The organism is Lyngbya sp. CCY1209, assembly GCF_035615495.1.
Lineage (GTDB): Bacteria > Cyanobacteriota > Cyanobacteriia > Cyanobacteriales > Microcoleaceae > Limnospira.
In genome coordinates, this window is sequence record NZ_JAJENU010000083.1 from 1 (window position 1) to 359 (window position 359).

Consider the following 359-nt stretch of genomic DNA (forward strand, 5'->3'; position numbering starts at 1 on the left):
GACACTACCCATGCCCGTAGTTGTTGCCAGAGTATGTTATCTAGCTTGTTGAAAATCTCCTTGGAGACTACCCCTGAATAGTACCTTGTCCATCCTGTGATGATGGGGTTGAGATGTTTAATCAGGGCGGCTTGAGGTGCTGTTTTGTGATTTTTAGTCACCTCTTTTACCTTTTCAATATGGGTTTTGATTGCCTTTTTGCTCGGTTTTATGTGGGTTACGAAGCCTAGTAGTCTACTGACTTTTCCTCCACTTTTTCCGGAGACGTGTTTTCCTGCAGGGTATTGCCTGATATTGAACCCCAGAAAGTCGAATCCGGGTGGGACTTTTTCTCCGTCAATTTCGATTTCTCTTAGTGT

General features: G+C 44.0%; 1 protein-coding gene. It reads right to left on the bottom strand.

What is annotated here, in order from left to right:
* Positions 1 to 359 (bottom strand): group II intron maturase-specific domain-containing protein (locus tag LKE08_RS00430; protein WP_324702220.1); only part of this gene is annotated, 359 nt, incomplete at both ends.